The sequence below is a fragment of the Streptomyces saintjeani genome, from assembly GCF_055409605.1.
The window spans coordinates 5,518,155-5,537,312 of record NZ_CP189624.1 but is presented as its reverse complement, the minus strand read 5'-3'; the positions used below and the strand labels follow the sequence as shown (position 1 = coordinate 5,537,312).

Below are 19,158 nucleotides of genomic sequence, written 5' to 3'. Positions count from 1 at the left end.
GCCCTCCGGCACCCGCCCAGAGTCTCCCCGTTCGCACCGCTCCGTCAAGATTGCGTCCCAGCCTGTGGATAACTTCCCGTATCCGACCTAAAGGGGTGTCGTGTACGGACTGTTGGGGTGTGTGAGGTGTGTGGGGTGCTGTCCGCCCCGGGCCAGGGGTACGGCTGCCCGCGCGCGAGACACGGGCCTCGCTGCCAAAGGGCTGACGGCGTCGGGGGCCCGCGGTCATACTGGCCGCGAGGACCCGTGAGGCCGGGGTGCCGCCCGGCCGGGTCGGGGAGCGTGACGCCGGCCCGCTGGTTCACCGCACGACCGTGTACGTCCTCCGAGCAGAATCCGGAAACCGTGGGATGACCATCTGTCTGCTTCTGCTGAGCGCCGTCGGGCTGACGGCCGCGGTGCCGGTGCCGCGCGCGCTGACGCGGGCGCGGTGGCCGGAGCGGGAGCCCGTGGTGGGGCTGTGGGTGTGGCAGTGCCTCGTCGCGACCGTACTGCTGTGCTGCGTCACCGCGTTGACGCTGGGCGTCGCCGCGGTCTTCCACACGGTCCGTACGCAGCTCTTCGCGCCCGCGCCCCGGGAGGTGACCGAGGCGTACGACCTGTCGGCCGCGCCCGTGTGGGCGGTCGTCCTGACACTGCTGCTGGCGTGCGGGGCCGCCTGGACCACGGCGATGCTCGGGCGGGAGCTGGTCGAGGCCCGGCGGCGGCGCGTCCGTGACCGGGCGTTGCTGCGGGAGCGCGCGCCGGACCTCCCGGCGGGCCTGCCCTCCGCGCGCGGGCCCCTCCTCGTCCTGGAGGACGAGTACCCGGACGCCTGGTGGCTGCCCGGCAGCCCGCCCCAGCTGATCGTCACCACGGGCGCGCTGAACCGGCTCACCGCGCACCAGCTCGACGCCGTCCTCACGCACGAGAAGGGGCACGCCCGCGCCCACCACGACTGGCTGCTGCACCTCTCGACGGCCCTCGCGACCGGCTTCCCCCGCGTCCCCCTCTTCGCCCACTTCTGCGACCAGACCCACCGCCTCGTCGAACTCGCCGCGGACGACACGGCGTCACGGCGCTGCGGGCACCTCACGACCGCCCTGGCCCTCATCGAGCTCAACCAGCACCGGGGCGTCCTCTCCTGCGCCTCCAGCCACCGCCTCCTGGGCGAACGCGTGGACCGCCTCCTCCAGCCCCCGCCGCGCCTGCTCCGCCGGCACCGGGCCCTGACGACGACGGTGGCCGCGCTGATCCCCCTGCTGCCGCTGCTGATCACGTTCGCGCCGGGGTTGTCGGCGCTGACGTAGCCTGCGGCGGGGGTTCGGGACGACGACACGCTCGCGGGGTGCCGGACAGGCAACCCAGCCGCCCCTGACCAGGTAGGCGCCCCCTACGCCCACGCGAACGCCACAGCCACAGCCGCCCGCCCCCTACGTCCAGTCCGGCTCCTCCTCCATCTCGCCCCAGAAGTCGTCCTCCGCCGGTGCGGAACCCTGCGTAGGTGCGGCCCCCTGCGCCGGTACAGCCCCCTGCGCCGCCGGAGCCGGCTTCGCCTCGCCGCCACCCCCCGGCGCCCCGCCCAGTTCCGCCAGCGCCGCCACGACCCCCTCGCCGTAGGTCACCAGCTTCTTCTCCCCCACCCCGCTGATCCCCGCCAGCTCCCGTACCGACGACGGCCACGCGGAGACGATCTCGCGGAGGGTCGCGTCGTGGAAGATCACGTACGCCGGGACGCCCTGCTCACGAGCCTGCTCGGCACGCCACGCGCGCAACGCCTCGAACGCGGGCTGGAGGTGGGCCGGCAGTTCGACGACGGCCGCCTTGGCCTTGCCGCTCTTCCCGGAACCGGAGGAGGGCGTCTTGGCGGCCGTCGCCCTCTTCGGCTCCTTGCGCAACGGCACGTCCCGCTCGCGCCGCAGGACCGTGCCACTGCCCTCGGTGAGGACCAGCGTGCCGTACTCGCCCTCGACCGCGAGCAGACCCTGCGCCAGCATCTGCCGGATGACACCCCGCCATTCGCCGTCCGCGAGGTCCTGGCCGATGCCGAAGACGGAGAGCTGGTCGTGGTCGAACTGGATGACCTTGGCCGTGCGCTTGCCGAGCAGGATGTCGATGATCTGGACCGCGCCGAACTTCTGCCCTCGCTCGCGCTGGAGGCGGACGACGGTGGAGAGGACCTTCTGCGCGGCGACCGTGCCGTCCCACGTCTCCGGCGGGGTCAGGCACGTGTCGCAGTTGCCGCAGCCGACGGGGTCGGGGTCCTGGCCGAAGTAGTTGAGGAGCTGGCCGCGCCGGCACCGCGCGGTCTCGCACAGCGCGAGCATCGCGTCGAGATGGGACTGCGCGCGGCGCCGGAACGCCTCGTCCCCCTCGCCGGACTGGATCATCTTGCGCTGCTGGATGACGTCGTTGAGGCCGTACGCCATCCACGCCGTGGACGGCTGTCCGTCACGCCCCGCGCGGCCGGTCTCCTGGTAGTACCCCTCGACGGACTTCGGCAGGTCCAGGTGGGCGACGAAGCGGACGTCCGGCTTGTCGATGCCCATGCCGAAGGCGATGGTCGCGACGACGGTGAGGCCGTCCTCGCGCAGGAACCGGGACTGGTGCCTGGCGCGGGTGCCCGCGTCGAGCCCGGCGTGGTACGGCACGGCCGCGATGCCGTTGTTCGCCAGGAACTCGGCGGTCTTCTCGACCGAGTTGCGCGAGAGGCAGTACACGATGCCGGCGTCGCCCGCGTGCTCCTCGCGCAGGAACGCCAGGAGCTGCTTCTTCGGGTCGGCCTTCGGGACGATGCGGTACTGGATGTTGGGCCGGTCGAAACTCGCGACGAAGTGCCGGGCGTCCGGCATGCCCAGGCGCTGGACGATCTCCTGGTGCGTGGCCTCCGTCGCCGTCGCCGTCAGGGCGATGCGCGGGACGTCCGGCCAGCGCTCGCCCAGGAGGGACAGGGCCAGGTAGTCGGGGCGGAAGTCGTGGCCCCACTGGGAGACGCAGTGCGCCTCGTCGATCGCGAAGACGGCGATCTTGCCGCGCGAGAGCAGCTCCAGCGTGCTGTCGAGGCGCAGGCGCTCGGGCGCGAGGTAGAGCAGGTCCAGCTCGCCGGCGGCGTACTCGGCCTCCACGAGGCGACGCTCGTCGAAGTCCTGCGTCGAGTTGATGAACCCGGCGCGCACGCCCACCGCGCGCAGGGCGTCGACCTGGTCCTGCATGAGCGCGATGAGCGGCGATACGACGATCCCCGTACCGGCTCTGACCAGCGAGGGAATCTGATAGCACAGCGACTTGCCACCGCCGGTCGGCATCAGCACGACCGCGTCCCCGCCGCCGACCACATGGTCGACGACCTCTTCCTGCTCACCGCGGAAACTGTCGTACCCGAACACCCGCCGCAGTACGGCGAGCGCCTCACTCTCCCCCGCCCCGGCCACCACGCCTTCCACCCCTACCGCCTCCGCCATCACGCCGATCCCACCCGTCGTCCCTCGAACCACTGCCTCCACGTACCCCCCACGATAGGCCCCCGCACCGACACCCACAGAGTTATCCACAGGCCGGTCCGGGAACCGCCCGCCCGCGCCCACGCGCCGGCATGCCGACGGCCCGGCACCCCCCGGAAGAAGGGCACCGGGCCGACGTACACCCGAACCACCGCTCAGCGCACGAACACCCCCGCCTGCCCCGCCAGATCGAGGAAGTACTGCGGCGCCACACCGAGCACGAGCGTCACCGCCACCCCCACCCCGATCGCGGTCATGGTCAACGGCGAGGGCACGGCGACCGTCGGTCCGTCCGGACGGGGCTCGCTGAAGAACATCAGGACGATCACCCGGATGTAGAAGAACGCGGCGATGGCGGACGAGATCACACCGACCACGACCAGCGGCGCCGCACCCCCTTCCGCGGCGGCCTTGAAGACGGCGAACTTCCCCGCGAACCCGGAGGTCAGCGGGATGCCGGCGAAGGCGAGGAGGAAGACGGCGAAGACGGCGGCGACCAGGGGTGAACGGCGGCCCAGGCCCGCCCACTTGGACAGGTGGGTCGCCTCTCCCCCGGCGTCGCGGACCAGCGTGACCACCGCGAACGCGCCGATCGTCACGAAGGAGTACGCGGCCAGGTAGAAGAGCACCGAGGAGACCCCGTCGGGCGTCGTCGCGATGACACCCGCGAGGATGAACCCGGCGTGCGCGATGGACGAGTACGCGAGCAGCCGCTTGATGTCGGTCTGGGTGATCGCGACGATCGCGCCCCCCAGCATCGTGACGATGGCCACGCCCCACATCACCGGCCGCCAGTCCCACCGCAGCCCCGGCAGGATCACGTACAGGACCCGCAGCAGCGCCCCGAACGCGGCGACCTTGGTGGCGGCGGCCATGAACCCGGTGACCGGCGTGGGCGCGCCCTGGTAGACGTCCGGCGTCCACATGTGGAACGGCACGGCGCCGACCTTGAAGAGCAGGCCCATGACGAGCAGCGCGGCCCCGATGAGGAGCAGCGCGTCGTTGCCCATGGTGTCGGCGAGCGCGGGGTCGACGGACTTGACCGTGCCGTCGACGACCTGCGCGATGGTGCCGTAGGAGACGGAACCGGCGTACCCGTACAGCAGCGCGATGCCGAACAGGGTGAACGCGGAGGCGAACGCGCCGAGCAGGAAGTACTTGACGGCCGCTTCCTGCGACATGAGCCGCTTGCGGCGCGCGAGCGCGCACAGCAGGTACAGCGGGAGGGAGAAGACCTCCAGCGCGATGAAGAGCGTCAGCAGGTCGTTGGCGGCCGGGAAGACCAGCATGCCCGCGACCGCGAAGAGCAGCAGCGGGAAGACCTCGGTGGTCGTGAACCCGGCCTTGACGGCGGCCTGTTCGCTGTCGCTGCCGGGTACGGAGGCGCCCTGCGCGGCGAACGAGTCGACCCGGTTGCCGTGCACCTCGGGGTCGAGGCGCCGCTCGGCGAAGGTGAACAGGCCGACCAGGGCGGAGAGCAGGATCGTGCCCTGGAGGAACAGCGCCGGCCCGTCGACGGCGATGGCGCCCATCGCGGCGATCCCCGCGCGCGTGGTGCCGTACCCCTTCGCCGCGAGGGCGACGACCGCCGCGAACGCGGCGCACAGGGCGACGACGGAGACGAACAGCTGGGCGTAGTAACGGGACTTCCGTGGCACGAACGCCTCGACGAGGATCCCGACGACCGCCGCGCCCACGACGATCAGGGTGGGCGACAATTGCCCGTATTCGATCTTCGGCGCGTCGATCTTCGCGATCGGTTCGGCCGCCGTTGTCCACAGGCTGTGGACGGCTGTTGCGCTCACCGGGCCGCCTCCACCTCGGGCTGGGGGTCCTTCTTGTTCACGTCGGACAAGGTCTGCTTGACCGCCGGGTTGACGACGTCCGCGATCGGCTTCGGGTAGACGCCGAGGACGACGAGCAGGACGATCAGCGGCGTGACGACCGCGATCTCCCTGATCTTCAGGTCCGGCATCGACGCGACCTCGGGCTTCACCGGGCCGGTCATCGTCCGCTGGTACAGGACGAGGGTGTACAGCGCGGCGAGCACGATCCCGAAGGTGGCGATGATCCCTACGACGGGATAGCGCGCGAACGCGCCGACCAGCACCAGGAACTCGCTCACGAAGGGCGCGAGGCCCGGCAGCGAGAGGGTGGCGAGGCCGCCGATCAGGAACGTCCCGGCGAGCACCGGCGCGACCTTCTGGACGCCGCCGTAGTCGGCGATGAGCCGCGAGCCGCGCCGGGAGATCAGGAACCCGGCGACGAGCATCAGGGCGGCCGTCGAGATGCCGTGGTTGACCATGTAGAGCGTCGCGCCGGACTGGCCCTGGCTGGTCATCGCGAAGATGCCGAGCACGATGAACCCGAAGTGCGAGATCGACGCGTAGGCGACCAGCCGCTTGATGTCACGCTGGCCGACGGCGAGCAGGGCACCGTAGATGATGCTGATCAGGGCGAGGACGAGAATGACCGGAGTCGCCCACTTCGACGCCTCCGGGAAGAGTTGCAGACAGAACCGGAGCATCGCGAACGTGCCGACCTTGTCGACGACGGCCGTGATGAGGACGGCGACCGGGGCCGTGGCCTCGCCCATCGCGTTCGGCAGCCAGGTGTGCAGCGGCCACAGCGGGGCCTTCACCGCGAAGGCGAAGAAGAAGCCGAGGAACAGCCAGCGTTCCGTGTTGGTCGCCATGTCGAGCGAGCCGTTGGCCCGCGCGGCGGCGATCTCCTGGAGGCTGAAGTTGCCCGCGACCACGTACAGGCCGATCACGGCGGCCAGCATGATGAGGCCGCCGACCAGGTTGTAGAGCAGGAACTTGACGGCCGCGTACGACCGTTGGGTGGACGCCGCCTCCTCGCCGTGCTCGTGCGCGCGGTCCCCGAAGCCTCCGATGAGGAAGTACATCGGGATGAGCATGGCCTCGAAGAAGATGTAGAAGAGGAAGACGTCGGTGGCCGCGAAGGAGATGATCACCATCGCCTCGACGGCCAGGATCAGCGCGAAGAAGCCCTGGGTGGGCCGCCAGCGCCTGCTGCCGGTCTCCAGCGGGTCGGCGTCGTTCCAGCCGGCCAGGATGATGAACGGCATCAGCAGCGCGGTCAGCGCGATGAGCGCCACCGAGATGCCGTCGACGCCCAGTTCGTAGCGGACCCCGAAGTCCTTGATCCAGGAGTGGGACTCGGTGAACTGGTAGCGGTCCCCGTCGGGGTCGAAGCGGACCAGGATCGCGATCGCGAGGGCGAGCGTGCCGAGCGAGACGAGCAGCGCGAGCGACTTCGCCGCGTTGCGCCTCGCGGCCGGCACGGCGGCCGTGGCGACGGCTCCCACGGCCGGGAGCACCGCCGTCGCTGTCAGCAGGGGAAAGGACATCGGTATCAGACCGCCCTCATCAGCAGCGTCGCGGCGACCAGGACCGCCGCGCCGCCGAACATCGAGACCGCGTAGGAGCGCGCGAAGCCGTTCTGGAGGCGGCGCAGCCGTCCGGACAGGCCGCCGAAGCCGGCCGCCGTGCCGTTGACGACGCCGTCGACCAGGGTGTGGTCGACGTACACCAGCGAGCGCGTGAGGTGCTCGCCGCCGCGCACCAGCACGACGTGGTTGAAGTCGTCCTGGAGGAGGTCGCGGCGGGCGGCCCGGGTGAGCAGCGACCCGCGCGGGGCGACGACCGGGACGGGCCTGCGGCCGTACTGGAGGTACGCCAGGGCGACGCCCACGACCATGACGGCGACTGTCGCCGAGGTGACCGTCGCGGCGCTGATGGGCGCGTCGCCGTGGTCGTGTCCGGTGATCGGCTCCAGCCAGTGCAGGAAGCGGTCGCCGACGCTGAACAGGCCGCCCGCGAAGACCGATCCGCAGGCGAGGACGATCATGGGGATCGTCATGGACCTGGGCGACTCGTGCGGGTGCGGTTCGTTGCCGTCCGCGTCCGGCTGCCAGCGCTTCTCGCCGAAGAACGTCATCAGCATCACGCGCGTCATGTAGAACGCCGTGACGGCCGCCCCCAGCAGGGCCGCGCCGCCGAGGATCCAGCCCTCGGTGCCGCCCTTGGCGAACGCCGCCTCGATGATCTTGTCCTTGGAGAAGAAGCCGGACAGACCGGGGAACCCGATGATCGCGAGGTAGCCGAGGCCGAAGGTGATGAACGTGACCGGCATGTACTTCCGCAGGCCGCCGTACTTGCGCATGTCGACCTCGTCGTTCATGCCGTGCATGACGGAACCGGCGCCGAGGAAGAGCCCGGCCTTGAAGAAGCCGTGCGTCACCAGGTGCATGATCGCGTAGACGTACCCGATGGGGCCGAGGCCGGCCGCGAGGACCATGTACCCGATCTGCGACATCGTCGACCCGGCGAGGGCCTTCTTGATGTCGTCCTTCGCACAACCGACGATCGCACCGAACAGCAGCGTGACCGCGCCGACGATGGTGACGACGAGCTGCGCGTCCGGCGCGGCGTTGAAGACCGCCGCCGAGCGGACGATCAGGTACACGCCCGCGGTGACCATCGTCGCCGCGTGGATGAGCGCCGACACGGGCGTCGGGCCCTCCATGGCGTCCCCGAGCCAGGACTGGAGCGGCACCTGCGCGGACTTGCCGCAGGCCGCCAGGAGCAGCATCAGGGCGATCGCGGTGAGCTTGCCCTCGCTCGCGTCGGCGGCGACACCGGGGGCGGTGTGCGTGCCGAGCAGCGGGCCGAAGGCGAACGTCCCGAAGGTCGTGAACATCAGCATGATCGCGATCGACAGGCCCATGTCGCCGACCCGGTTGACCAGGAACGCCTTCTTGGCGGCCGTCGCGGCGCTGGGCTTGTGCTGCCAGAACCCGATGAGCAGGAACGAGGCGAGGCCCACGCCCTCCCAGCCGACGTACAGCAGGAGGTAGTTGTCGGCGAGGACCAGGATCAGCATCGCCGCGAGGAACAGGTTCAGGTAGCCGAAGAAGCGGCGGCGCCGGTCGTCGTGCTCCATGTACCCGATCGAGTACAGGTGGATCAGCGAACCGACGCCCGTGATCAGCAGCACGAACGTCATGGACAGCTGGTCGAGGCGGAACGCGACGTCCGCCTGGAAGCCCTCGACGGGGATCCAGCTGAACAGGTGCTGGTGGAGCGTGCGGTGCTCGGCGTCCTTGCCGAGCAGGTCCGCGAAGAGGATCAGGCCGAACACGAAGGAGACGGCCGACAGGAGCGTGCCGATCCAGTGGCCGACGGCGTCGAGCCGGCGGCCTCCGGTGAGCAGGACGGCCGCTCCGAGCAGGGGCGCCGCGATCAGCAGCGCGATGAGGTTCTCCACGTTTCTTCCGACCCCTTACAGCTTCATCAGGCTGGCGTCGTCGACCGAGGCCGAGTGGCGGGAGCGGAACAGCGACACGATGATCGCGAGTCCGACCACGACCTCCGCCGCGGCGACGACCATCGTGAAGAAGGCGATGATCTGGCCGTCGAGGTTGCCGTGCATCCGGGAGAAGGCGACGAACGCGAGGTTGCAGGCGTTCAGCATCAGCTCGATGCACATGAAGACGACGATCGCGTTGCGCCGGACGAGCACTCCGGTCGCGCCGATCGTGAACAACAGGGCGGCGAGGTACAGGTAGTTGACCGGGTTCACTGCGACGCCTCCTTCGCCTCGCGCGTCTCGCGCCGGAAGGGCGGCTCGATCTCGTCGCGCTCCAGGCGCTCCTCGGAGCGCTGCTGGAGGGCCTTGAGGTCGGCGATCGCCTCCGTGGACACGTCCCGGATCTGGCCGCGCTCGCGCAGGGTCTTGCTGACGGTCAGTTCGGAGGGCGTCCCGTCGGGCAGCAGGCCCGCGATGTCGACGGCGTTGTGCCGCGCGTACACGCCGGGGGCCGGGAGCGGCGGGAGGTGCTTGCCCTCGCGCACGCGCCGCTCGGCCAGTTCGCGCTGGGTCATCGCGCGCTCGGTGCGCTCGCGGTGGGTGAGGACCATCGCGCCGACGGCCGCCGTGATGAGCAGCGCGCCGGTGATCTCGAAGGCGAACACGTACTTCGTGAAGATGAGGGTCGCGAGGCCCTCCACGTTGCCGTTCGCGTTCGCCTGCGCGAGGCCGTTGAACTCGCTCAGCGAGGCGTTCCCGATGCCGCCGACCAGCAGGACCCCGAAGCCGAGGCCGCTCAGCAGGGCGAGCCAGCGCTGGCCCTTGATGGTCTCCTTCAGGGAGTCGGCGGCGGTGACGCCGACCAGCATCACGACGAACAGGAACAGCATCATGATCGCGCCCGTGTAGACGACGATCTGCACGATGCCGAGGAAGTAGGCGCCGTTGGCGAGGTAGAACACCGCCAGGATGATCATGGTCCCGGCGAGGCAGAGGGCGCTGTGGACGGCGCGCTTCATGAAGACGGTGCACAGGGCGCCGATCACCGCGACCGTACCGAGCGTCCAGAACTGGAACGCCTCGCCGGTGGAGGTGGAGTAAGCAGCCAGCGCGCTCACGCGTCCACCCCCTCTTCCGTAGGTGTCTCGCCCTTGGAGACGGCCACTTGGCGTTCCGTACCGGGCGCCGCTTCGGTCACCAGCCCCCGGTAGTAGTCCTGTTCGTCCGTCCCGGGGTAGATCGCGTGGGGCGTGTCGACCATGTTGTCGTCGAGGCCCGCGAGGAGCTGTTCCTTGGTGTAGATGAGGTTCTCGCGGCTGGAGTCGGCCAGTTCGAACTCGTTGGTCATCGTCAGCGCGCGCGTGGGGCACGCCTCGATGCACAGGCCGCACAGGATGCAGCGGGCGTAGTTGATCTGGTAGACGCGGCCGTAGCGCTCGCCCGGGGAGTAGCGCTCCTCGTCGGTGTTGTCCGCGCCCTCGACGTAGATCGCGTCGGCGGGGCAGGCCCAGGCGCACAGTTCGCAGCCGACGCACTTCTCCAGGCCGTCCGGATGGCGGTTGAGCTGATGCCGTCCGTGGAACCGCGGTGCGGTGGTCTTCTGCTGCTCCGGGTACTGCTCGGTGAGCCGCTTCTTGAACATGGCCTTGAAGGTCACGCCGAAGCCGGCGACGGGGTTCTGGAAACCGGGTGTGGTCTCCTTGGGCTCCTCAGCCATCGGACGCCTCCTTTCCGTCACGAGGTCCGTCACTCTGAGTATCGACCCCACCACTGACAATCAGCTCCCGGTCCTGGCGGGACCGGCGCCGGGGCACCGGCGGAAGCTCCTGTCCGGGCAGCGGCGGCACCGGGAATCCGCCCGCCATCGGGTCGAACCCGACCGGTTCGGCGGGGACCTCGGCGCCCTTCCTCGCCTTGTCGCGGAAGACGTCGGCGACGAAGGAGATCAGCAGGACGGCGATCAGCCCGCCGGCCACGTACAGGGCGATGTCGGTGAAGCCGTAGTTCTCGTTGCGCAGGGTCCGCATGGTGGCGACGAGCATCAGCCACACCATCGAGACCGGCAGCAGCACCTTCCAGCCGAGCTTCATCAGCTGGTCGTAGCGCACGCGCGGGAGCGTGCCGCGCAGCCAGATGAAGAAGAACAGCAGGAGCTGCACCTTGACGACGAACCAGAGCATCGGCCACCAGCCGTGGTTCGCGCCCTCCCAGAAGCCGCTGATCGGCCAGGGGGCCCGCCAGCCGCCGAGGAAGAGGGTGGTGGCGACGGCCGAGACGGTCACCATGTTGACGTACTCGGCGAGCATGAACATCGCGAACTTGATCGACGAGTACTCGGTGTTGAAGCCGCCGACCAGGTCGCCCTCGGACTCCGGCATGTCGAAGGGGGCGCGGTTGGTCTCGCCGACCATGGTGACGATGTACAGGATGAACGAGACCGGCAGCAGCAGGATGTACCAGCGGTCGCTCTGCTGCTCGACGATCGTCGACGTCGACATCGACCCCGAGTACAGGAACACCGACGCGAACGCGGCGCCCATCGCGATCTCGTACGAGATCATCTGCGCGGCCGACCGCAGGCCGCCGAGCAGCGGGTACGTCGACCCGGAGCTCCAGCCCGCGAGCACGATGCCGTAGATGCCGACCGAGGCGACCGCGAGGATGTACAGCATCGCGATCGGCAGGTCGGTGAGCTGCATCGTCGTACGGTGGCCGAAGATCGAGATCTCGTTGCCGGCCGGGCCGAAGGGGATCACCGCGATCGCCATGAACGCCGGGATGGCGGCGACGACCGGCGCGAGGACGTAGACGACCTTGTCCGCGCGCTTGACGATGACGTCTTCCTTCAGCATCAGCTTGATGCCGTCGGCGAGCGACTGGAGCATGCCCCAGGGGCCGTGCCGGTTGGGGCCGACGCGCAACTGCATCCAGGCGACGACCTTGCGTTCCCAGACGATGGAGAACAGCACGGTCACCATCAGGAACGCGAAGCAGAACACCGCCTTGACGACGACCAGCCACCAGGGGTCACGGCCGAACATCGAGAGGTCTTCCGCCGCGAGGTACGGGCTCATGCCTCCACCTCCTTGGGGGCGTCGGCGGGCGTCGCCGGGCCGATGCGGACGAGGGTTCCGGGCCGGGCCCCGGTGTCCGAGGCGACGCCCGCGCCCGCGGAGTTGAGCGGGAGCCACACCACCCGGTCGGGCATCTCGGTGACGGCCAGCGGCAGTTCGACGGTCCCGGCCACGCCGGTGACGGCCAGCAGGCCGCCGTCCTCGACGCCCGCCTCGGCGGCCGTGGCGGCCGACACGCGCGCGTAGGAGGCGTGCCGGGTCGCGGCGAGCGCCGCATCGCCCTCCTGGAGGAGCCCCTGGTCGAGGAGCAGCCGGTGCCCCGCGAGGACGGCCTCACCGGCGGCGGGCCTCGGGAGCGCTCCCCCGGTCTCGTTCGGCTCGGCGGCCCGCTGCCCGTCCCAGGCACCGAGCCGGTCGATCTCCGCGCGCGTGGTGCGCAGGTCGGGCAGACCGAGGTGGACGTCCATGGCGTCGGCCAGCATCTGGAGCACGCGCGCGTCGCTCGGGGGCAGGCTGCGCGTCATCTGCTCGGGCTTGAGGGCGGCCTCGAAGAACCGCACCCTGCCCTCCCAGTTGAGGAACGCACCCGGCTTCTCGGCGACCGCGGCGACCGGCAGGACGACGTCCGCGCGCCGGGTGACCTCACTGGGCCGCAGCTCCAGGGAGACCACGAAGCCGACCTCGTCGAGCGCCGTACGCGCACGCGCGGGGTCGGGCAGGTCGGCGACCTCGACGCCCGCCACCAGCAGCGCCTGGAGTTCCCCGGCGACGGCGGCCTCGACGATCTGGCCGGTGTCGCGGCCGTACCCGTGCGGGAGTTCGGCGAGCCCCCAGACGGCGGCGACCTCCTCCCGCGCGCGCGGGTCGGTCGCCGGGCGTCCGCCGGGCAGCAGCGCGGGCAGCGCACCGGCCTCCAGGGCGCCGCGCTCACCGGCCCGGCGCGGGATCCACACGAGCCGCGCCCCGGTCGCCGTGGCGGCCCGCACGGCGGCCGTGAGACCCCCCGCGACGCCCGCCAGGCGCTCCCCTACGACGATGACGGCGCCCTCGGCCCGCAGCGCCTCGGCGGCGGCCCCACCGGGCGTCTCCAGGCCGCTGCCGGCCGCGAGGGCGTCCAGCCACTCGGCCTCGGTGCCGGGAGCGGCCGGCAGCAGTGTGCCGCCCGCCTTCTCCAGCCCGCGCGTCGCGTGCGTGGCCAGCGAGAACACCCTGAGCCCGGTCCTGCGCCACGCCTTGCGCAGCCGCAGGAAGACGCCGGGCGCCTCCTCCTCGGACTCGAACCCGACCAGCAGGACGGCCGGTGCCTTCTCCAGCGCGCTGTACGACACGCCCGTGCCGTCGAGGTCCCGGCCGCGTCCGGCGACCCGGGAGGCCAGGAAGTCGGCCTCCTCGACGCTGTGCACACGCGCGCGGAAGTCGATGTCGTGCGTGTCGAGGGCCACGCGCGCGAACTTGCTGTACGCGTACGCGTCCTCGACGGTGAGCCGGCCACCGGTCAGCACGCCCGTGCGCCCGCGCGAGGCGAGCAGTCCCTGGGCGGCGATCTGGAGGGCCTCCGGCCAGGAGGCGGGCTCCAGGTCGCCCTCGGGGTTGCGGATCAGCGGCGTCTCCAGGCGGTCGCGCGCTTGCGCGTACCGGAACCCGAAGCGCCCCTTGTCGCAGATCCACTCCTCGTTGACCTCGGGGTCGTTCTCGGCGAGCCGCCGCATGACCTTCCCGCGCCGGTGGTCCGTACGGGTCGCGCAGCCGCCCGCGCAGTGCTCGCACACCGAGGGCGACGACACCAGGTCGAAGGGGCGCGAACGGAACCGGTACGCGGCCGAGGTGAGCGCTCCGACGGGACAGATCTGGATCGTGTTCCCGGAGAAGTACGACTCGAACGGATCGCCTTCGCCCGTACCGACCTGCTGGAGGGCGCCCCGTTCGAGCAACTCGATCATCGGGTCGCCGGCGACCTGGTCGGAGAACCGCGTGCAGCGCGCGCACAGGACGCACCGCTCACGGTCCAGCAGCACCTGCGCGGAGATCGGGACCGGCTTCTCGTACGTCCGCTTGCGGCCCTCGAAGCGGGACTCCGCCTGGCCGTGCGACATGGCCTGGTTCTGGAGCGGGCACTCGCCGCCCTTGTCGCAGACCGGGCAGTCCAGCGGGTGGTTGATGAGCAGCAGCTCCATCACCCCGTGCTGGGCCTTCTCGGCGACCGGGGAGGTGAGGTGCGTCTTGACGACCATGCCGTCGGTGCAGCTGATCGTGCAGGACGCCATCGGCTTGCGCTGGCCCTCGACCTCGACGATGCACTGCCGGCAGGCGCCGGCCGGGTCGAGGAGGGGGTGGTCGCAGAACCGGGGGATCTCGATGCCGAGCTGCTCGGCGGCGCGGATGACCAGGGTGCCCTTGGGCACGCTGATCTCGGCGCCGTCGATCGTCAGCGTCACGAGATCTTCCCGCGGCACCGCCGCCTCCCCGCCGCCTGCGGGGCGTTGGCCCGCGGCGGAGCCGCTTTCAGACTGGCGTACCGTCATGCGTTCACCTCCGGGCGGTCCGCCCAGGCCGTCGACTTGGCCGGGTCGAAGGGGCAGCCCCGGCCGGTGATGTGCTGCTCGTACTCCTCGCGGAAGTACTTCAGCGAGGAGAAGATCGGCGAGGCGGCGCCGTCGCCGAGGGCGCAGAACGACTTGCCGTTGATGTTGTCGGCGATGTCGTTCAGCTTGTCGAGGTCGCTCATGACGCCCTTGCCGGCCTCGATGTCGCGCAGCAACTGCACGAGCCAGTAGGTGCCTTCGCGGCAGGGCGTGCACTTGCCGCAGGACTCGTGGGCGTAGAACTCGGTCCACCGGGTCACCGCGCGCACCACGCAGGTCGTCTCGTCGAAGCACTGGAGCGCCTTCGTGCCGAGCATCGAGCCGGCCGCGCCGACGCCCTCGTAGTCGAGGGGGACGTCGAGGTGCTCGTCGGTGAACATCGGCGTGGAGGAGCCGCCCGGCGTCCAGAACTTCAGCCGGTGCCCGGGGCGCATCCCGCCGCTCATCTCCAGCAGCTGGCGCAGTGTGATGCCGAGCGGCGCCTCGTACTGGCCGGGGCTCGTGACGTGGCCGGAGAGGGAGTACAGCGTGAAGCCCGGGGACTTCTCGCTGCCCATCGAGCGGAACCATTCTTTTCCGCGATTCAGGATCGCGGGAACCGACGCGATGGACTCGACGTTGTTCACGACAGTGGGGCAGGCATAGAGCCCCTCGACGGCAGGGAAGGGAGGACGCAGCCGCGGTTGACCCCGGCGGCCTTCGAGCGAGTCGAGCAGCGCGGTCTCCTCACCGCAGATGTACGCGCCGGCGCCGGCGTGGACGGTGAGCTGGAGATCGAGCCCGCTGCCCAGGATGTTCTCGCCGAGATAGCCCGCCGCGTACGCCTCGCGTACGGCCTCGTGCAGCCGCCGCAGAACGGGAACGACCTCACCGCGCAGGTAGATGAAGGCATGAGACGACCTGATGGCCCAACACGCGATGACGATGCCCTCGATGAGGCTGTGCGGGTTCGCGAAGAGGAGCGGGATGTCCTTGCAGGTCCCCGGCTCCGATTCGTCGGCGTTGACAACTAGATAGTGCGGTTTGCCGTCGCCCTGGGGAATGAACTGCCATTTCATCCCCGTCGGGAACCCGGCACCGCCGCGCCCCCTCAGTCCGGAGTCCTTGACGTACGCGATCAGGTCGTCCGGCGACATGGCGAGGGCCTTGCGCAACCCTTCGTACCCCTCGTGCCTCCGGTACACGTCGAGCGACCAGGACCGCTCCTCGTCCCAGAAGGCCGACAGCACGGGTGCCAGCAGCTTCTCGGGGCTGCTGCCTTTCAGTTCGGGTGCCAACGTCATCCCTCCCCCTCCTCGGCGGCGGGCCGGTGCCCGGGTTCCACGCGTGGGTGGACCACGCGCGCGGGTGCGGTCTCTCCCCTGGCCAGGCGGAGGCCCACCAGCGAGGCGGGTCCCGCGCCGCCGCTCGCCTCGACGGCGCCCTCGCGCTCGTCGGGGAAGCCCGCCAGGATGCGGGCGGTGTCCTTGAAGGTGCACAGCGGCGCCCCGCGCGTGGGGGACACCGTCCGGCCGGACCGCAGGTCGTCGACGAGGCGTTTCGCGCTCTCGACGGTCTGGTTGTCGAAGAACTCCCAGTTGACCATCACGACGGGCGCGAAGTCGCAGGCCGCGTTGCACTCGATGTGCTCCAGCGTGACCTTCCCGTCGTCCGTGGTCTCTCCGTTCCCGACGCCCAGGTGCTCCTGGAGCGAGTCGAAGATCGCGTCGCCGCCCATCACCGCGCACAGCGTGTTGGTGCAGACGCCGACCTGGTAGTCGCCGCTCGGCCGGCGCCGGTACATGGTGTAGAAGGTCGCGACGGCGGTGACCTCGGCCGTGGTCAGGCCCAGCACGTCCGCGCAGAACTTCATCCCGGTGCGGGTGACATGGCCCTCCTCGGACTGCACGAGGTGCAGCAGCGGCAGGAGCGCGGAGCGGGAGTCGGGGTAGCGGGCGATCACCTCGCGCGCGTCCGCCTCCAGGCGGGCCCGTACGTCGTCCGGGTAGGGGGCGGCGGGCAGTTCGGGCATGCCCAGGCCGACGCCGGAGGAACTGGTGGTCACCGGTCGACGCCTCCCATCACGGGGTCGATGGACGCGACGGCGACGATCACATCGGCGACCTGGCCGCCTTCGCACATCGCCGCCATGGCTTGCAGGTTAGTGAAGGACGGGTCGCGGAAGTGGACCCGGAAGGGGCGGGTGCCGCCGTCGGACACGGCGTGCACGCCGAGTTCGCCCTTGGGGGACTCGACAGCCGCGTACGCCTGTCCCGGCGGGACCCTGAAGCCCTCGGTGACCAGCTTGAAGTGGTGGATCAGGGCCTCCATGGAAGTGCCCATGATCTTCTTGATGTGGTCGAGGGAGTTGCCCAACCCGTCCGGCCCGAGGGCCAGTTGGGCGGGCCAGGCGATCTTCTTGTCGCCGACCATGACCGGGCCCGGCTGGAGCCGGTCCAGGCACTGCTCGACGATGCGCAGCGACTGGCGCATCTCCTCCAGGCGGATCAGGAAGCGCCCGTAGGAGTCGCAGGTGTCGGCGGTCGGGACGTCGAACTCGTAGGTCTCGTACCCGCAGTAGGGCTGCGCCTTGCGCAGGTCGTGCGGGAGGCCGGTGGAGCGCAGGATCGGGCCGGTGGCGCCGAGGGCCATGCAGCCGGCCAGGTCGAGGTGGCCGACGTTCTGCATCCGGGCCTTGAAGATGGGGTTCCCGGTGGCGAGCTTGTCGTACTCCGGGAGGTTCTTCTTCATCTTCTTCACGAACTCGCGGATCTGGTCCACCGCACCGGGCGGCAGGTCCTGCGCGAGTCCGCCGGGGCGGATGTACGCGTGGTTCATCCGAAGGCCCGTGATGAGCTCGTAGATGTCGAGAATCATTTCACGATCGCGGAATCCGTAGATCATGATCGTGGTGGCGCCGAGTTCCATGCCGCCGGTGGCGATGCACACCAGGTGCGAGGAGAGCCGGTTCAGCTCCATCAGGAGCACCCGGATCAGGGTGGCGCGGTCGGGGATCTGGTCCTCGATGCCGAGGAGCTTCTCGACGGCGAGACAGTAGGCGGTCTCGTTGAAGAAGGACGTCAGGTAGTCCATGCGCGTGACGAAGGTCGTGCCCTGCGTCCACGTCCGGAATTCGAGGTTCTTCTCGATGCCGGTGTGCAGGTAGCCGATGCCGCAGCGGGCCTCGGTGACCGTCTCGCCGTCGATCTCCAGGATGAGGCGGAGCACACCGTGCGTGGAGGGGTGCTGGGGGCCCATGTTGACGACGATGCGCTCGTCGTCGGCGCGGGCCGCCGACTGGACGATCTCGTCCCAGTCGCCTCCGGTGACCGTGTAGACGGAGCCTTCCGTGGTCTCACGGGGAGTTGCGTGCGACGTGCTCACGAGTACGACCTCCGCTGGTCCGGAGCCGGGATCTGGGCGCCCTTGTACTCGACGGGGATGCCGCCGAGGGGGTAGTCCTTGCGCTGCGGGTGGCCCTGCCAGTCGTCCGGCATCATGATCCGCGTCAGGGCCGGGTGGCCGTCGAAGACGATCCCGAAGAAGTCGTACGTCTCGCGCTCGTGCCAGTCGTTCGTCGGGTAGACGGGGACCAGGGACGGGATGCGCGGGTCGGCGTCCGGGGCGCTGACCTCCAGGCGGATCAGCCGGTTGTGGGTGATCGAGCGCAGGTGGTAGACGGCGTGCAGCTCGCGGCCCTTGTCGTGCGGGTAGTGCACGCCGCTGACGCCGGTGCACAGTTCGAAGCGCAGCGCCGGGTCGTCGCGCAGGGTGCGGGCGACGCGGACGAGGTGCTCGCGCTCGACGTGGAAGGTGAGTTCGTCCCGGTCGACGACCGTCTTCCCGATCGCGTTGTCCGGGAGCAGCCCCTGTTCCTCCAGGGCGCCTTCGAGTTCGTCGGCGACCTCGTCGAACCAACCGCCGTACGGCCGCGTCGAGGCGCCCGGCAGGCGGACCGAGCGGACCAGGCCGCCGTATCCGGAGGTGTCGCCGCCGTTGTTCGCGCCGAACATGCCGCGCTGGACGCGGATCTCCTCGCCCTGGTCGCCGCGCTGGCCGGGGAGGTTGGCGGCGCCTTCGGGGGCGGCGTTCCCGGGGTTCGCGCCCGCGTCCGGGGTGCCGTTCGCGCCTGAGGTGCCGTTCGCGTCGCTCATCGCAGCAGCCCCTTCATCTCGATGAGGGGGAGCGCCTTGAGCGCCGCCTCCTCCGCCTCGCGGGCCGCTTCTTCGGCGTTCACACCGAGCTTGGTGTGCTGGATCTTGTGGTGGAGCTTGAGGATCGCGTCCATCAGCATCTCGGGGCGCGGCGGGCAGCCGGGCAGGTAGATGTCCACGGGGACGATGTGGTCGACGCCCTGGACGATCGCGTAGTTGTTGAACATGCCGCCCGAGGACGCGCACACCCCCATGGAGATGACCCACTTGGGGTTCGGCATCTGGTCGTAGACCTGGCGGAGGACCGGCGCCATCTTCTGGCTGACCCGGCCGGCGACGATCATCAGGTCGGCCTGGCGGGGCGAGCCCCGGAAGACCTCCATGCCGAAGCGGGCGAGGTCGTAGCGCCCGGCTCCGGTCGTCATCATCTCGATGGCGCAGCAGGCGAGGCCGAAGGTGGCGGGGAAGACGGACGCCTTGCGCACCCAGCCCGCGGCCTGTTCGACGGTGGTCAGCAGGAAGCCGCTCGGCAGCTTTTCTTCGAGTCCCATGGCTA

Annotated in this window: 15 protein-coding genes; 1 reads left to right on the top strand and 14 read right to left on the bottom strand. The window is 70.3% G+C overall.

Annotated features, from left to right (window positions below; genetic code table 11):
- Window positions 1-350: 350 nt before the first annotated feature.
- Window positions 351-1,289 carry a M56 family metallopeptidase gene (locus ACQCO7_RS25230; RefSeq protein WP_010353993.1) on the top strand — a complete coding sequence of 313 codons (939 nt, stop codon included), beginning with the start codon at window positions 351-353 and terminating at the stop codon, window positions 1,287-1,289.
- A gap of 123 nt (window positions 1,290-1,412) precedes the next feature.
- On the opposite strand, the gene recQ is transcribed toward ACQCO7_RS25230, so the two are convergent.
- From recQ to ACQCO7_RS25160, 14 genes are all read right to left on the bottom strand, one after another.
- Window positions 1,413-3,440: a DNA helicase RecQ gene (gene recQ / locus ACQCO7_RS25225; RefSeq protein ID WP_464073964.1), complete on the bottom strand. Its 2,028-nt coding sequence runs from the start codon at window positions 3,438-3,440 to the stop codon at window positions 1,413-1,415.
- 194 nt (window positions 3,441-3,634) lie between these two features.
- A complete protein-coding gene (nuoN, locus tag ACQCO7_RS25220; protein ID WP_464073963.1) occupies window positions 3,635-5,284 on the bottom strand; it encodes an NADH-quinone oxidoreductase subunit NuoN in 1,650 nt (549 codons plus the stop codon).
- A complete protein-coding gene (locus tag ACQCO7_RS25215; RefSeq protein WP_464073962.1) occupies window positions 5,281-6,852 on the bottom strand; it encodes an NADH-quinone oxidoreductase subunit M in 1,572 nt (523 codons plus the stop codon). The genes nuoN and ACQCO7_RS25215 overlap by 4 nt, the downstream gene beginning before the upstream one ends.
- Window positions 6,853-6,857: 5 nt before the next feature.
- Window positions 6,858-8,771, bottom strand: a complete 1,914-nt coding sequence (gene nuoL / locus ACQCO7_RS25210) for an NADH-quinone oxidoreductase subunit L (protein WP_464073961.1) — start codon at window positions 8,769-8,771, stop codon at window positions 6,858-6,860.
- Window positions 8,772-8,786: 15 nt separating this feature from the next.
- Window positions 8,787-9,086: an NADH-quinone oxidoreductase subunit NuoK gene (gene nuoK, locus ACQCO7_RS25205; protein ID WP_059299944.1), complete on the bottom strand. Its 300-nt coding sequence runs from the start codon at window positions 9,084-9,086 to the stop codon at window positions 8,787-8,789.
- Entirely contained in the window at window positions 9,083-9,931 is an 849-nt protein-coding gene (locus ACQCO7_RS25200) for an NADH-quinone oxidoreductase subunit J (RefSeq protein ID WP_464073960.1), read from the bottom strand. The genes nuoK and ACQCO7_RS25200 overlap by 4 nt, the downstream gene beginning before the upstream one ends.
- Window positions 9,928-10,530: an NADH-quinone oxidoreductase subunit NuoI gene (nuoI, locus tag ACQCO7_RS25195; protein ID WP_464073959.1), complete on the bottom strand. Its 603-nt coding sequence runs from the start codon at window positions 10,528-10,530 to the stop codon at window positions 9,928-9,930. The genes ACQCO7_RS25200 and nuoI overlap by 4 nt, the downstream gene beginning before the upstream one ends.
- Window positions 10,523-11,887 (bottom strand): NADH-quinone oxidoreductase subunit NuoH, encoded by a 1,365-nt coding sequence (gene nuoH, locus ACQCO7_RS25190; protein ID WP_010353984.1) that lies wholly within the window; start codon window positions 11,885-11,887, stop codon window positions 10,523-10,525. Before nuoH ends, nuoI begins: the two co-directional genes overlap by 8 nt.
- Window positions 11,884-14,409: an NADH-quinone oxidoreductase subunit G gene (locus tag ACQCO7_RS25185; protein ID WP_464073958.1), complete on the bottom strand. Its 2,526-nt coding sequence runs from the start codon at window positions 14,407-14,409 to the stop codon at window positions 11,884-11,886. The genes nuoH and ACQCO7_RS25185 overlap by 4 nt, the downstream gene beginning before the upstream one ends.
- Window positions 14,406-15,752: an NADH-quinone oxidoreductase subunit NuoF gene (nuoF, locus tag ACQCO7_RS25180; RefSeq protein ID WP_464073957.1), complete on the bottom strand. Its 1,347-nt coding sequence runs from the start codon at window positions 15,750-15,752 to the stop codon at window positions 14,406-14,408. The genes ACQCO7_RS25185 and nuoF overlap by 4 nt, the downstream gene beginning before the upstream one ends.
- Window positions 15,749-16,513, bottom strand: a complete 765-nt coding sequence (nuoE, locus tag ACQCO7_RS25175) for an NADH-quinone oxidoreductase subunit NuoE (protein WP_464073956.1) — start codon at window positions 16,511-16,513, stop codon at window positions 15,749-15,751. Before nuoE ends, nuoF begins: the two co-directional genes overlap by 4 nt.
- A complete protein-coding gene (locus ACQCO7_RS25170) occupies window positions 16,510-17,832 on the bottom strand; it encodes an NADH-quinone oxidoreductase subunit D (RefSeq protein ID WP_464073955.1) in 1,323 nt (440 codons plus the stop codon). Before ACQCO7_RS25170 ends, nuoE begins: the two co-directional genes overlap by 4 nt.
- Window positions 17,829-18,602, bottom strand: coding sequence for an NADH-quinone oxidoreductase subunit C (locus ACQCO7_RS25165; RefSeq protein WP_464073954.1), 774 nt, complete (start codon window positions 18,600-18,602; stop codon window positions 17,829-17,831). The genes ACQCO7_RS25170 and ACQCO7_RS25165 overlap by 4 nt, the downstream gene beginning before the upstream one ends.
- A complete protein-coding gene (locus ACQCO7_RS25160; protein ID WP_050369101.1) occupies window positions 18,599-19,153 on the bottom strand; it encodes a NuoB/complex I 20 kDa subunit family protein in 555 nt (184 codons plus the stop codon). The genes ACQCO7_RS25165 and ACQCO7_RS25160 overlap by 4 nt, the downstream gene beginning before the upstream one ends.
- Window positions 19,154-19,158: the final 5 nt, after the last annotated feature.